The organism is Tabrizicola sp. BL-A-41-H6, assembly GCF_050632395.1.
Lineage (GTDB): Bacteria > Pseudomonadota > Alphaproteobacteria > Rhodobacterales > Rhodobacteraceae > JAUYQR01.
On the sequence record NZ_CP192600.1, the window covers coordinates 3,191,256 to 3,205,075 of the forward strand.

The following is a 13,820-nucleotide window of genomic DNA, read 5'->3' on the forward strand; positions in this document are numbered from 1 at the left end:
CTCGCAACGCCTTTCGACCGGCAAGTCCCTGCCGAAGCTCTTGTGCAGCAGCCCCGCCGCACTACCCTTCAAACATGGCAAACGTCCTCACCTTCACCGACAGCGGCATCTACTGCCCGGCGGGCGATTTCCACGTCGACCCGTGGCGCCCGGTGGCCCGCGCCCTCATCACCCACGGCCACTCCGACCACGCCCGCTGGGGGATGGGGTCCTACCTCGCCACCGATCAGGCGCTGCCGATAATCCGCAAACGGCTGGGCGAGATCACCGCCGAAGGCATCCCCTACGGCCAGCGCCGCCAGATCGGCAGCGCCACCGTCTCCTTCCACCCCGCCGGCCACGTCCCCGGTTCCGCCCAGATCAGGGTCGAGGTGGCGGGCGAGGTCTGGGTCGTCTCGGGCGATTACAAGACCGAACCCGACGGCCTCGCCGAACAGTTCGAGCCGGTCCCCTGCCACGCCTTCATCTCCGAATGCACGTTCGGCCTGCCCGTCTTCCGGTGGCAGCCGCAGCCCCTGATCATGAAGCAGATCGCCCGCTGGTGGGAGGCGAACGCCGCCGAAGGCAAGACCTCGATCCTCGGCGCTTATTCCTTCGGCAAGGCGCAGCGCCTGATGGCTGGCCTGCCCGCACTCGGCCCGATCCTCACCCACGGCGCGGTGGAGGAGATCACCTCGATCCTCCGCGCCCAGGGCTACCCCCTGCCCGACACCATCCGCGTCACGCCCGAGGTCACCGCCAAAACCCATCCCGGTGCCATCGTCATCGCCCCGCCCGCCGCCCTCGGCTCGGCTTGGGCGGGCCGCTTCGGCCCATCGGACGAAGCCTTCGCCTCGGGCTGGATGGCGGTGCGCGGCATCCGCCGCCGCCGCAGCCTTGGCACCGGATTTGCCCTGTCCGACCACGCTGACTGGGATGGCCTGAACACCGCCATCCACGCTACCGGCGCCAGCCGCGTGTTCGTCACCCACGGCTACACCGCGCCTTTCCGCCATTGGCTGGAAACCCAAGGCTACGACGCGGGCATCGTAGACACCCGCTTCACCGGTGACGACGTCGAGGAGGCCGAGGCATGAAGACCTTCGCCACCCTCTTCTCGGCCCTCGACAGCACGACGAAGACGGGCGAGAAGACCGCCGCCCTGACCGCCTATTTCCGCACCGCGCCCCAGGCGGACCGGGTCTGGACCATCGCCCTTCTGACAGGCCGCCGCCCGAAGCGCGCGGTCAACGCCACCGAACTTCGCCTCTGGGCGGCCGAGGTGGCGGGCATCCCCGACTGGCTGTTCGAGGAAAGCTACACCATCGTCGGCGACCTTGCCGAAACCATCGCTCTTGTCCTGCCGCCTGCGCTTGGCACCGACAGCCCCAGCCTTGCCGACACGATCACCGCGCTTCTTCGGCTGACCGGCCAGCGCGCCGACACCCGCCGCGCCGCCGTGCTGGAGGCTTGGCGCACCCTGCCGCCCGTGGAACGCTTCCTGTTCAACAAGCTTATCACCGGCGGCTTTCGGATGGGTGTAGCGCAGGGCCTGCTGACACGCGCGCTCAGTCTTGCGACCGGGGTAGAAGAGGCAACCCTCGCCCACCGCCTGATGGGCAACTGGGATCCCGCCCGCACCCGGTTCGACGACCTGATCGGCGGCGACGCGGGCGGCGATGCGCGCCCCTATCCCTTTGCGCTGGCCAGCCAGCTCGAGGCCGCGCCCGACACCCTCGGGGCGCCCGCTGACTGGGTGGCCGAATGGAAATGGGACGGCATCCGCGGCCAGCTGATCCACCGCCCCGGCGCCTTTGCGCTGTGGTCGCGGGGCGAGGAACTGATCAACGACCGCTTCCCCGAGTTCGCCACCCTGACGGATTTCCTTCCCGACGGCACCGTGATCGACGCCGAGATCGTCGCGTGGGGCGGCACCCGTCCCCTGCCCTTCGCCGCCTTGCAAAAACGCATCGGCCGCAAGACCGTGCCGAAAAGCCTGCTCGCCAGCGCCCCCGCCCACCTGCTGGCCTATGACCTTCTGGAAGACGCCGGCACCGACCTGCGCGCAGCCCCCCTGTCCTTTCGCCGGGCGCGGCTGACCGAGATGATCGCCGCCCTGCCGCCCGGCCTTCCCTTGTCGCTGTCGCCCGCGCTGACCTTTGACACCTGGGACGCGCTCGCCGCCACCCGCGCCACCGCCCGCACCGAAGAGGCCGAAGGCTTGATGCTGAAGCGCGCGACCTCGGTCTACCACGCGGGCCGCAAGCGCGGCGACTGGTGGAAATGGAAGCTCGACCCCTGGTCAATCGATGCGGTGATGCTTTACGCTCAGGCCGGCCACGGGAGGCGGGCGAACCTTTTTACCGACTTCACCTTCGGCATCCGTGACGGCAACGACCTTGTGCCGTTCACCAAGGCCTATTCCGGCCTGACCGACGCCGAGTTCGCCGAAATCACCCGCTGGGTGCAATCGCACACGCTGGAACGCTTTGGCCCCGTCAGAAAGGTGCCCGCCGACCTTGTGTTCGAGATCGCCTTCGAAGGCATCCAGGAAAGCCCGCGCCACAAGTCCGGCATCGCTCTTCGGTTCCCGCGCATGGTGCGCTGGCGGCGCGACAAGGGCGTGGCGGACATCGATAGCATCGCGTCCCTGCGGGCGCTCTTGCGGACAGCGCCGGAGGGGCTGTCTGCCCCTCCGGACCTCCCCGAGGATATTTGAGAAGGGGAAAGCCCTTGCAGCCTTGCAGCAGGCCGGCCTTCGACCCTAGATGACCCATACACCAGACCGATGAGGACGCCATGACCCTGCCACGCCCCGTTTTCGACGCGAACGCCACCGGTGGAGGCTTCGGCTCCCTGCCCGATTGGGACCTGACCGACCTTTACCCCAGCCCCGACGCGCCCGAATTCGCCCGCGACATGGCCTGGCTGGAAAAAGCATGCACCGATTTCGCCGCTACCTACGAAGGCAAGCTGGCGACGCTGGACGCGCCTGCGATGCTGGACTGTATCGTGGCGAACGAGAAGATCGACATCACCGCCGGGCGGATCATGTCTTACGCGGGCCTGCGTTATTACCAGAACACGATGGACAGCGACCGCGCCAAATTCATGGCCGACGCGCAGGACAAGGTGACCACCTTAACGACGCCCCTCGTGTTCTTCAGCCTTGAATTCAACCGGCTGGACGATGACCATCTCGCGCGTCTTATGGCCGCCAACGCGGCCCTCGCCCGCTACAAGCCGGTGTTCGACCGGATGCGCGCGATGCGCCCGCATCAGTTGTCGGACGAACTGGAACGCTTCCTGCATGACGAAAGCGTCGTAGGTGCCGCCGCGTGGAACCGGCTGTTCGACGAGACGATGGCGGGCCTGATGTTCGACGTGGCGGGCGAGGAGGAACCCCTCAACCTTGAAGCCACGCTGAACCTTCTGACCGACCAGACACGCACCAAGCGCGAGGCGGCGGCACGGGCGCTGGCCGTGGTCTTTGACCGCCACATCAAGCTGTTCGCGCGCGTCCACAACACGCTGGCCAAGGAAAAGGAAATCCACGACCGCTGGCGCAAGATGCCATCGCCGCAGCATGGCCGGCATCTGGCGAACCACGTCGAGCCGGAGGTGGTCGAGGCGCTGCGCAATGCCGTGGTCGCGGCCTACCCGAAGCTTTCCCATCGCTACTACCGGCTGAAGGCGAAGTGGATGGGGCTGGAGAAGCTGCAGGTCTGGGACCGCAACGCCCCCCTGCCGACGGAAGCGCCCAAGCTGGTCGACTGGCCCACCGCGACGGCAACGGTGATGGACGCCTATGCGGCCTTCGACCCGCGGATGGCCGACCTTGCCAAGCCGTTCTTCGAGAAGGGCTGGATCGACGCCGGGGTAAAGCCCGGAAAGGCGCCCGGCGCCTTCGCCCACCCGACCGTCACCACCGTGCACCCTTACGTCATGCTCAATTACCTCGGCAAACCGCGCGACGTGATGACCTTGGCGCATGAACTGGGCCACGGCGTGCATCAGGTGCTGGCCGCGGGGCAAGGCGAACTTCTGTCCTCAACCCCCCTCACCTTGGCCGAAACCGCCAGCGTCTTTGGCGAGATGCTGACCTTCCGCAAGCTTCTGGATGCAGCCAAGACACCCTCCGAACGCAAGACCCTGCTGGCCGGCAAGGTCGAGGACATGATCAACACCGTCGTGCGCCAGATCGCCTTCTACGACTTCGAATGCAAGCTGCACGCCGCCCGCGCCCAAGGCGAGTTGACGCCCGACGATATCAACGCGCTGTGGATGAGCATCCAGGCACAATCCCTTGGCGACGCTTTCGAATTCATGGACGGGTATGAAACCTTCTGGGCCTATATCCCGCACTTCGTGCATTCGCCCTTCTACGTTTACGCCTATGCCTTCGGCGACGGGTTGGTGAACGCGCTTTACGCGGCCTACCAGTCCGGCCTGCCGGGGTTCGAGGAAAAGTACTTCGACATGCTGAAGGCAGGCGGCTCCAAGCACCACAAGGAACTGCTCGCCCCCTTCGGCCTTGATGCCTCGGACCCGAGGTTCTGGGATCAGGGCCTCAGCATGATCGCGGGCTTCATCGACGAACTGGAGGCGATGGAGGCCTGATCAGCGGCCCAACTGCCGGAATTGGTCCAGATCGGCTTCCATGATAGGGCGTTCCTTCAGGATGACGCTGGCAGACATGGTGTCGGGGCCGCGCTTGTAAACGATCGTGACGGTTTCGCCGACGGCGAGATTGCGCACGACATCAAGTGCGGTCGTCAAATCGGTGATCGGCACGCCATTGACCTCGGTAATGATGTCGCCGCCGATCAGGAAGGGATGGCCGCCGAACTGCACCGGAAAGTCGCCACCCACCAAGCCGATCTCGTCGGCGGCGCTGCCGGGTTCGATGGTTTCGACAAGAAAACCGCGATACTCGTCCCAAAGGTCCGGCGGGATGCCCAGAATGGCCAGCACCGGCGGTTCGACCATCTGGCCATAAATCCCGTGCCATGCCCGCGCGACATGGCCCGTCGCCGCGATTTCCTTGACGATGGGCGCCAGTACATCGACCGGAAGCGCAAAGGCGATGTTTTCCGCCAGCCCGGGCTCAGACGCCCGGCTCACCAGGCCGATGACGCGCCCGCAATCATCCAGAAGCGGCCCGCCGGAATTGCCTGAATTGACCGTGGCGTCCGTCTGCACAAACGGGCTAAGCCAGCTGCTGGTCGAATCTCCCAGCACCCGCCCGGTTCCCGTCACGATGCCGTGGGTGATCGTCTTGCCGATCCCGCGCGGAAACCCGATCGCAAAGACATCCTGCCCGACTTTGGTTGTCCCTGTCGGCGCGGGCTCCAGCGGGTCGGCAGTCGCCATCAGAAACGGGACGTTCAGCACGGCAATGTCAAGCAGCGGGTCGATCCCCAGAATTTCCGCGCCCCAGTATCCTGTGCCGTCAAACACATCGACCCGCTGGGCATCCGCGATCACATGATAATTGGTGACGACCACGCCCTCCCCGAAAAGAAAGCCGGTCCCGAGGCTGTATTGCATGCGGTCGCGCACCCGGAAGGGATTGATCGCATCCGCGAAAATCTCGACCACCTTCGGTTCGGCCATCTCATAGACCGCTTCCGCCGACAGCTTGCATCGCTCGGTTTGGGCGCCTGCATCGCCGCCAGAAAAGATCAGGCTGAACCCGCCGGTCGCCAGCAAGGCGCTGGCGCGCCACAGAAATCCTGAACGCATGTGAATCCCCAAACTGCGGTGTCAGGTCGCGGAAACAGCGTGCCCGCCGTCTCGACTGCCTGCACCAAAGCACACGGAAGCATCATGTGAAGTTTAGGGAAACGAAGCGGTCTTTACCCTGACGCAGATCAAGCGGGCCTGCGTTTGCGCATCAGCCCCGGCGCTGTGACATCTCGGCCAGTTCGTCCAGATGCTCGCCCAGCGCGGCGGTCGCCTCGTCCAGCGTTGCCGCGACAGCATCGGCGTCGACAAGGTCGCGCAGGTGGCTGTCTTGCGCCACGATCTGCCCGGCAACCAGAATCCACACCTGCGGGCAGCAGACGCGCAGCGCCACTATCAGCCGTGCCAGCGCAAAAGTCTGCTGCCGGGTCGAGGCGGACAGTCCCACCATCGTCGGCTGCATCCGTCCGATCTCGCTGACCAGCGCGTCGTGGTTCAGGCCCAGCCGCAGGTCGATCTCCCAGCCCTTGCGGCGCAGCGCATCGGCGGCCATCGTCACGCCGATCGTGTGGATCTCGCCCGGAACCTGGGCAAAGACGGCGGTCGCACCCGGCGCGTGCGGCATGCGTTCAGCCAGAAACACGGTACGCAGTTCGCGCAAAATCCCATAGACCCGGCCCGCGCCGATGATCACGTCCGACACGGTCAATTCGTCGCGTTCCCAGCGCGTGCCCAAAAGCGCGACGGCCTTGGCGATGAACCCGAAGTAAAGCGTATCCGCCGACATCCCCGCCAGCCGCGCCGCCCGCACCAGAACCGGTGCGATCTGTTCGTCCGGGGACACAAGCGCATCGCACAGCGCCGCAATCGCGGCATCGTCAGGGCAAAGGCCGTTTGGCTCGCCAAGCTTGACCGGCTTTTTCGCGATCCGCAGGATGACCTCGCGCGCCAGCGCCTTCAAGGCCACTTCCGGCAGGTCGGCGCCCCGCCGTTCCAGCACCGTACGGGCGCGCGCCACCGGATGCTCCATCTCGCCGCGGACCAGCTCGCTTTCATCAGACATTGGCGAAATTCTCCTGCTTGGGTGGGTCTGGAGCCATGTCGACGCAGTCCGCGAAACTATCATTCGCGGGCTGCTCTGAACGAGTCACTCTGCAAAAATCGTCACCTCAGGTTTACACTCTGTATCACGCGGGCGTGACAAGCCAGCCTGAAAGTGCGCAGCGGTGATGAATTTCCGGGCGGTCAGATATCGACCGCCACCTCGTAGACGCGGTCCATCATCGCTTGAGTGCCGCGCACGAACTCCAGCGGGCATGGGTAGGCCACGCCCTCGCGGACGCTGCGGCCAAAGGCCTCGACTTGCAGCTTGTAATGGTTGGCGGTTGGGAACCGCTCCACCGTCACCCGGTTGCCGTTCTGGTGCAGCTCCACCTCGGCCAGATCGTTGACGTTGGCGTTGAACGGCCCGCCTTCCAGCCGGATCATCCCTTTGGTGCCCTGAAACGTCACCACCTGGCGGTTGTACATCCGCATCGACGTCATCGACCCGTAGGTATAGCGCCCGCCCGGCCCCTCCATCACGCCGGCCACCTGCGCGAAGACATCCACCCCGTTCTCGCGGTGGATTCGGGCCGACAGTTCCACCGGCTCGGCATTGGTCACGAACCGGGCCGAACCAAAGGTGTAGACGCCGATATCGCGCAGACTGCCGCCACCGGTGTCGGGCTTGTTGCGGATGTTGTCGCCATCGGTCAGGTTGAACGAGAACGACGCGTCGACATGGCAGAGCGTGCCGATTTCCCCCGCCGCAAGCCATTCCTTCGCCCGTTGCCACTGCGGGTGATGCACGATCATGTAAGCTTCAGCCGCCAGCAACCCGGTGCGGTCCCGCGCTGCGATAATCTGGTCGATCTCGCGCGCTTTCATCGCAATCGGCTTTTCCGTCAGCACATGCTTGCCCGCCGCCAGCGCCTTCAGCGTCCATTCGACATGCATGTGGTTCGGCAGCGGAATGTAGACCGCGTCGATCTCAGGATCGGCCAGCAGCGCCTCATAGGTGGAATGGATGCGAAGCCCGGGGCAGAACGCCTGAAATCCTGCCGCCTTCGCCGGATCGCTGGTCGCCAACGCCGCAAGTTCGGCCCCTTCGGCGGCATGAATGGCGGGTGCCATGTGCTCGCGTGCAAATTTGGCGGCGCCAAGCACACCCCAACGAACAGCTTTCATCCGAATCTCCCCCTCAATCGCGCGGCAGCGCGCCCATGCGCAGAACACCGCAATTCGGCGCGTGCTTCAACCCATGCAAGACGGTGAAGATCGTCAGGACGCAGGCTTGCGCAGCGAACGAAGCGCCAGCCAGACAATGCCAGAGAAATACGCCATCGACAGCGTCAACAGCGTCACCCAAGGATAGGTCAGCAAGGCCGCCACCAGCGCCACCCCGCCCACCAGCACATAGCGCACGTAATCGGTGGACACCGTGATGCGCTTCAGCGACGGCGTGCGGACCCGGCTGATCATCAGGGCACCGATCCCAACCATCCAGCCCGCAATGATAAACGGCGGAACGGTCAGCCCGGACGCGGGAATGAACGACAGATACATCGGCGACAGCACCAACATCGCCCCTGCCGGGGACGGCACGCCGATGAATACCGTCTTTTCCGCCACGTCTCCAACCGCCCGCGACCCGACGTTGAACCGCGCCAGCCGCAACATGCAGCACGTGGCGTAGACTAGCACCGCGATCCAGCCAAGGCTCGTCTCGGTGCGCAAGCCCCACAGGTAAAGCACGATCGCAGGAACGACGCCGAAGTTCACGTTATCGCACAGGGAATCCAGTTCGGCGCCAATCGCGCTTTCGGATTTCAGCATCCGCGCCAGCCGCCCGTCCAACCCGTCCAGTGCCGCTGCCGTGCCGATAAGAAGCACCGCCAGACCGTAGTTTCCGGCAATCGCATATCGGATCGCGGTCAAGCCGGCGCACAGCGCAAGGATCGACACAAGGTTCGGCAGCAGCTTCAAGAGCAAAAGCTCGCGTGGAGGCTCGTCGGTCTTCATGCCGCGCGACACTTATTCAACCCGTGCTTCGCGCGTCGGCGCGTCCTGCCCGATCAGCGCGATCACTGTCTCGCCCGCGCACATCGTCTGGCCCAGCGCCACCTGCGGCGCCACACCCTCGGGCAGATAGACGTCCAGCCGGCTGCCAAACCGGATCAGCCCAAAGCGTTCACCGGTCCGAACCGATTGCCCCGGCTTCACCCAGCACATGATCCGCCGCGCCACGAGACCTGCGATCTGCACCACGGCGATCTTCCGACCATCGGGCAGTTCGATTGCCAGCGCATTGCGCTCGTTCTCCTCGGACGCCTTGTCCAGCGATGCATTGAAGAACTTGCCCGGCCGGTAGGCGACCGCCGTCACCTTGCCGGCAATCGGCGCGCGGTTCACATGGCAGTTGAACACCGACATGAACACCGACACCCGCACCAGCGCCTCTGGCCCCATGCCAAGTTCCGCCGGCGGCACCGCGCGTTCGATCAGGCTGACCACCCCGTCCGCCGGGCTGACCAGCAGCCCGGTGTTCACCGGTACCGACCGCTTCGGATCGCGGAAGAAATAGTAGCACCAGACAGTCAGGCCCACGCCCACCCAGCCAAGCGGCTCCCACAGCCAGAACAGCACCAGCGTCACCGCCGCAAAGATCGCGACGAACTTGATGCCCTCGGGGTGCATCGGCTTTACAAAGGTATCGATCATTCTCATGCGCGCCTCCTACCCCTGCCAGCGGCGGCAATCAATCTTTTCCCTCGCCGGCCGCCGCACAAACGCAACTTGGGCGGCAACCGGCTCAGGACTGTCAGGGGACAACCCCGGCTTTACGCCGGGATCATCATGCCCTTGCCGCGCGCCAGTTCGCGCATCTTGCCTTGCAGCTTTTCAAACGCCCTGACCTCGATCTGGCGGATCCGCTCGCGGCTGACGCCATAGCTTTCCGAAAGGTCTTCCAGCGTCACCGGCTCTTCCGAAAGGCGGCGCTGCATCAGGATGTCTTTCTCACGGTCGTTCAGCACGGCCATCGCCTGCACCAGAAGCGCGCGGCGGGCGTCCAGTTCGTCCTTTTCAGCGTAGTGTTCGGCCTGATCGCTGTCCTCGTCCTCAAGCCAGTCCTGCCACTGGGTGGAACTGTCACCGTCCGACCCGACCGTGGCGTTCAGGCTGGCATCCGACCCCGACAACCGCCGGTTCATGTCGATGACTTCGGATTCGGTCACGTTCAACTCGGTCGCGATGCGCGCCACGTTTTCGGGGCGCAGATCGCCTTCTTCCAAAGCGCCGACCTTGGCCTTGGCCTTGCGCAGGTTGAAGAACAGCTTTTTCTGCGCACTTGTGGTGCCCAGCTTCACCAGGCTCCACGACCGCAGGATGTATTCCTGAATCGACGCCCGAATCCACCACATCGCATAGGTGGCAAGGCGGAAACCCTTTTCCGGGTCGAACCGCTTCACCGCCTGCATCAGGCCGACGTTCGCCTCGGAAATCACCTCGGCCTGCGGCAACCCATAGCCGCGGTAGCCCATCGCGATCTTGGCCGCCAGCCGCAGGTGGCTGGTGACCATCCTGTGCGCGGCTTCGGTATCCTGATGGTCCACCCAGCGCTTGGCCAGCATGTATTCTTCTTCCGGCTCCAGCAGGGGAAACTTGCGGATTTCCTGCATGTAGCGGTTCAGCCCCTGTTCCGGGCTTGGTGCGGGTAGGTTGGTGTAGGTGCTCATGGTGCCCCCTTTTCAGTCCCGGTGCGTCAGCGCCCCCGGGAAGATCGCGCAAGTTAAGACCTGCATCGCGCGCATGCAAGTGCGGGATAACTTCAGTCCCGTTGACGTGTAGATCGCTCTCCCGCCCGCCTATGTGAAGCCCTGTGACATTGCGTTCACGCGATTGTCACTGTTCGCTTCGGTTCATGTCACTGCCGGGTAGGCATCCGATGAACGACCGCGCCCGATGCGTCACTCGCCGCGCAATCCCGCCAGCAGCGCCTCGATGTCGGCAGGCAACGGCGAGGTGAACTCCAGTTCCTCGCCCGTCACCGGATGCACGAACCCAAGCGTTGCCGCATGCAACGCCTGCCGCGGAAATGTGTTCCCCGCCTCGGCCGACGGCCCCAGCACCTTTTCCGACAAGCGCTTCTTGCCGCCATAGGTCTGGTCGCCCACCAACCCGTGCCCGGCATAGGCCAGATGCACCCGGATCTGATGCGTCCGCCCGGTTTCCAGCCAGCATTCCACCAGCGCCGCCTGATCCGCGAACGCCTCGATCACCCGGGTGCGCGTGACGGCGTGGCGGCCCTGTTCCCACACTACCGCCTGCCGCTGCCGGTCGGTCTTGTGGCGCGCCAGCCCCGTGGCGATGCGGATCACCCCGCCCGCCTCGACATTGACCCCGCGCAAGCCGCGCAGTCGCGGATCGCCGACCGCCGGCACGCCATGCACCACGGCCAGATAGCGGCGGTTCACCGTATGCGCCTCGAACTGCGCGGCAAGCCCGTGATGCGCCCGGTCGGATTTCGCCACCACCAGAAGGCCCGTCGTGTCCTTGTCGATCCGGTGCACGATCCCCGGCCGCCGCTCGCCGCCGATCCCCGACAGCGTGTCGCCGCAGTGCGCCAGCAGCGCGTTGACCAGCGTTCCCGACGGCGACCCCGGCGCCGGATGCACCACCATCCCCGCCGGTTTGTCGATCACGATCAGGTCGGCGTCCTCCCAGACCACTGCCAGCGGAATGTCCTCCGGCAGCGTATCGACCGACACCGCCGGGTCCAGCCTGATCTCGTAAACCTCGCCCTCAGCGACCTTGGCCTTCGGGTCGGTCACCGCCACCCCGTCCCGGCTGACCGCACCTTCCGCAATCATCCGCATCAGCCGCGACCGGGACAGCGCGGCTGCCTCTGGCACCGCCGCCGCAAGCGCCTTATCAAGGCGCACGGCCGCGCCCTCGCCGATCGTCACCGCTAGGCTGGCCATGCCGGTGTCAGCATCGTCCCCGTCCTCGACTTCGAAAGGCCCCGCCATGTCCGACACTCCTGAAGCCGAGGTTCTGCCACCCAGCCTGCGCCTGCTGAAATGGCTGGTCATCGTGCTGACCCTAACCATGATCGGCGGTGTCATAACCGTGGTGACGCTGATTGTCACCCGGATGCCGACAGCCTTCGTGCCCACCACCCCCGCGCTGCCCGAAACGATCACCCTGCCCGACGGCGCCCGCCCGGCCGCCGTCACCTTCGGCACCGGCTGGATCGCGGTGGTGACCAGCGACGACCGCATCCTGATCTTCGACACGGACGGCGCGCTGCGTCAGGAAGTCCGCCTGACGCGCTGATCCGCAAAACTCTTGACCGGCAGCGCCAGCGGGCCATAGCTGATCCGGCGCGATCAAAGCGGAAGGACCTGCCCTGCCTTGACCCTCTCCCCAGCGCTCAGCATGGCCGCGCCCGACCAGTTCCGCGAGGAATTGCGTCGTCAGTCGGAAATCCTCGACCGCGAGAAGTGGCAGCGCATCTGCCTGACCCTGTTCGCCTTCGGGCTTTGCGGGATTTACGTCGACCCGGTCCTTCTCGCAGGCCTCGCCTGCGTCTACGGTGCCTGCGAGTATGCGAACCTGCGGATGCTCCGGGGCCTGGATCCGCTCAGCCAGCCCGGCCTTTATCGTGCCACCCTACTGCTTGTGGTTGTCGTCGAAGGCTCGCTTGCCATCGCGGGCGGTCTGGTCTGGCAGTCGCAAGACCAGTACGCCGGCCCCTTGGCTGTGGGCATCGTGATGTCGACAGCGCTGCACCTTGCCACGGTCCGCTCGGTTCACCTGCCGTACGGCCTCGCTGGCCTTGCGACGCTGGCGGCAACATCGTTTGCGGCGAACGTCATGCATTGGCTGCCAGAGGGCAGCCTGCCGGGGTTCTGCATCAGCACGGCCGGCATCGTCGGCGGGCTTGGCTATGCCTATGTCGCCATGCTCTCGAACCACCAGCTGCACCGCGCGACCGCCGATGGCCAGGCCGCGGCCCGCGCCGCCGACGATGCCAAAAGCCGCTTTCTTGCCGAGATGAGCCACGAACTGCGCACCCCCCTGAACGCCATAATCGGCCTTGGCCAGATCGAGGCGGGCGCCGCCACCAACCCCGCATCGCGCACGCGGCTGGACACTTTGGTCGCTTCAGCCCGCGGGCTGGCCGTCGTGCTTGATGATGTGCTTGACCTGTCGGCGATCACCGATGGCCGTCTGGTGCTGCGGCCCCGGCCGGTGGACGTGCGGGCCGAACTGCAGTCGGTCGTCGCCACCTTCAGCCACCAGACCACCGCGCTGAACCTGTCGCTCGACCTCGACTTCGACCGCGATATGCCCGCCCGGCTGGTGCTTGATCCGCAGCGCCTGCGCCAATGCCTGATCAACCTTGTCAGCAACGCCATCAAGCACGTCACCAAGGGCGGGATCAGGCTGTCGGCCCGCGTCGATGGGCATCTGTTGCAGATCGACGTGGCCGACACCGGCCCCGGCATCCCCGCCGCGCTGCGCGAGGCCGTGTTCGAACCGTTCCGCAAGCTCAGCCCGACCAGCCCCGGCACTGGCCTCGGGCTTGCGATCAGCCGGTCGCTGGCCCGCCAGATGCACGGCGACCTGATCCTGTTGCCAACCGCACGGGGCGCCACCTTCCGCCTGACCGCCCTTGCCCTGCCCGCCGCCGAAGAAGCCACCAGCCGCGTCGTCTCGCCCCCCGATCTTGCCGGGCGCACGATTCTGGTGGTCGACGACATCGCCACCAACCGGATGGTGGCCACCATCGCCCTGCAACGATTGTCCGCGCGGGTGATCGAAGCCGATGGCGGGCGGCAGGCGCTTGACGTGCTGGCGCGTGACCGTGTCGACCTCGTGCTTTTGGACATGAACATGCCGGACCTTGACGGCTTTGCCACCTTCCGGGCGATCCGCACCATGCAGGGCGCCTCGGCGCGGGTTCCCGTCGTTGCCATGACCGCCGACGCGATGCCCGCGCAAAAGGCGATGATCGAGGCGCAGGGGCTTGACGGATATCTGCCAAAGCCCCTGTCGCTGGACGACCTTCACCGCGAACTCTTCCGCCACCTGTCGGGCTAAGCGAAGCG

The 13,820-nt window shown here is 65.6% G+C and carries 12 protein-coding genes; 5 read left to right on the top strand and 7 right to left on the bottom strand.

Going from position 1 to position 13,820, the window contains the following annotated elements; all coding sequences use genetic code 11:
• Positions 1-74: 74 nt before the first annotated feature.
• From ACROUL_RS15630 to ACROUL_RS15640, 3 genes are all read left to right on the top strand, one after another.
• Positions 75-1,076: a ligase-associated DNA damage response exonuclease gene (locus tag ACROUL_RS15630; RefSeq protein ID WP_431300376.1), complete on the top strand. Its 1,002-nt coding sequence runs from the start codon at positions 75-77 to the stop codon at positions 1,074-1,076.
• Positions 1,073-2,698 carry an ATP-dependent DNA ligase gene (locus ACROUL_RS15635; RefSeq protein ID WP_431300377.1) on the top strand — a complete coding sequence of 542 codons (1,626 nt, stop codon included), beginning with the start codon at positions 1,073-1,075 and terminating at the stop codon, positions 2,696-2,698. Before ACROUL_RS15630 ends, ACROUL_RS15635 begins: the two co-directional genes overlap by 4 nt.
• An 80-nt stretch (positions 2,699-2,778) precedes the next feature.
• Positions 2,779-4,599, top strand: a complete 1,821-nt coding sequence (locus tag ACROUL_RS15640; RefSeq protein ID WP_431300378.1) for a M3 family oligoendopeptidase — start codon at positions 2,779-2,781, stop codon at positions 4,597-4,599.
• On the opposite strand, the gene ACROUL_RS15645 is transcribed toward ACROUL_RS15640, so the two are convergent.
• The 7 genes from ACROUL_RS15645 to ACROUL_RS15675 form a co-directional block, all read right to left on the bottom strand.
• Entirely contained in the window at positions 4,600-5,724 is a 1,125-nt protein-coding gene (locus tag ACROUL_RS15645; RefSeq protein ID WP_431300379.1) for a S1C family serine protease, read from the bottom strand.
• A 151-nt stretch (positions 5,725-5,875) separates the two neighbouring features.
• Positions 5,876-6,727, bottom strand: a complete 852-nt coding sequence (locus ACROUL_RS15650; RefSeq protein WP_431300380.1) for a cobalamin B12-binding domain-containing protein — start codon at positions 6,725-6,727, stop codon at positions 5,876-5,878.
• 182 nt (positions 6,728-6,909) lie between these two features.
• Complete coding sequence (locus tag ACROUL_RS15655; RefSeq protein ID WP_431300381.1) at positions 6,910-7,893, bottom strand: Gfo/Idh/MocA family protein; 984 nt, start codon at positions 7,891-7,893, stop codon at positions 6,910-6,912.
• A 93-nt stretch (positions 7,894-7,986) separates the two neighbouring features.
• A complete protein-coding gene (pssA, locus tag ACROUL_RS15660; protein ID WP_431300382.1) occupies positions 7,987-8,739 on the bottom strand; it encodes a CDP-diacylglycerol--serine O-phosphatidyltransferase in 753 nt (250 codons plus the stop codon).
• A complete protein-coding gene (locus tag ACROUL_RS15665) occupies positions 8,740-9,432 on the bottom strand; it encodes a phosphatidylserine decarboxylase (RefSeq protein ID WP_431300383.1) in 693 nt (230 codons plus the stop codon).
• A 113-nt stretch (positions 9,433-9,545) separates the two neighbouring features.
• On the bottom strand, positions 9,546-10,442 hold the full coding sequence (gene rpoH, locus ACROUL_RS15670) for an RNA polymerase sigma factor RpoH (protein ID WP_431300384.1): 897 nt from the start codon (positions 10,440-10,442) through the stop codon (positions 9,546-9,548).
• A gap of 231 nt (positions 10,443-10,673) precedes the next feature.
• Complete coding sequence (locus ACROUL_RS15675; RefSeq protein WP_431301324.1) at positions 10,674-11,687, bottom strand: RluA family pseudouridine synthase; 1,014 nt, start codon at positions 11,685-11,687, stop codon at positions 10,674-10,676.
• Positions 11,688-11,733: 46 nt separating this feature from the next.
• On the opposite strand from ACROUL_RS15675, the gene ACROUL_RS15680 reads away from it, so the two are divergent.
• Positions 11,734-12,042, top strand: coding sequence for a DUF6476 family protein (locus ACROUL_RS15680; RefSeq protein ID WP_431300385.1), 309 nt, complete (start codon positions 11,734-11,736; stop codon positions 12,040-12,042).
• Positions 12,043-12,120: 78 nt separating this feature from the next.
• Positions 12,121-13,812, top strand: a complete 1,692-nt coding sequence (locus ACROUL_RS15685) for a response regulator (RefSeq protein WP_431300386.1) — start codon at positions 12,121-12,123, stop codon at positions 13,810-13,812.
• Positions 13,813-13,820: the final 8 nt, after the last annotated feature.

What these genes read in the sequence shown, in the direction of transcription:
- ACROUL_RS15655 (WP_431300381.1), bottom strand. Translation starts at nt 7,893, where the DNA reads ATGAAAGCTGTTCGTTGGGGTGTGCTTGGCGCCGCCAAATTTGCACGC.
- rpoH (WP_431300384.1), bottom strand. Translation starts at nt 10,442, where the DNA reads ATGAGCACCTACACCAACCTACCCGCACCAAGCCCGGAACAGGGGCTG.
- ACROUL_RS15645 (WP_431300379.1), bottom strand. Translation starts at nt 5,724, where the DNA reads ATGCGTTCAGGATTTCTGTGGCGCGCCAGCGCCTTGCTGGCGACCGGC.
- ACROUL_RS15675 (WP_431301324.1), bottom strand. Translation starts at nt 11,687, where the DNA reads ATGGCCAGCCTAGCGGTGACGATCGGCGAGGGCGCGGCCGTGCGCCTT.
- ACROUL_RS15640 (WP_431300378.1), top strand. Translation starts at nt 2,779, where the DNA reads ATGACCCTGCCACGCCCCGTTTTCGACGCGAACGCCACCGGTGGAGGC.
- ACROUL_RS15635 (WP_431300377.1), top strand. Translation starts at nt 1,073, where the DNA reads ATGAAGACCTTCGCCACCCTCTTCTCGGCCCTCGACAGCACGACGAAG.
- ACROUL_RS15680 (WP_431300385.1), top strand. Translation starts at nt 11,734, where the DNA reads ATGTCCGACACTCCTGAAGCCGAGGTTCTGCCACCCAGCCTGCGCCTG.
- ACROUL_RS15630 (WP_431300376.1), top strand. Translation starts at nt 75, where the DNA reads ATGGCAAACGTCCTCACCTTCACCGACAGCGGCATCTACTGCCCGGCG.
- ACROUL_RS15665 (WP_431300383.1), bottom strand. Translation starts at nt 9,432, where the DNA reads ATGAGAATGATCGATACCTTTGTAAAGCCGATGCACCCCGAGGGCATC.
- ACROUL_RS15650 (WP_431300380.1), bottom strand. Translation starts at nt 6,727, where the DNA reads ATGTCTGATGAAAGCGAGCTGGTCCGCGGCGAGATGGAGCATCCGGTG.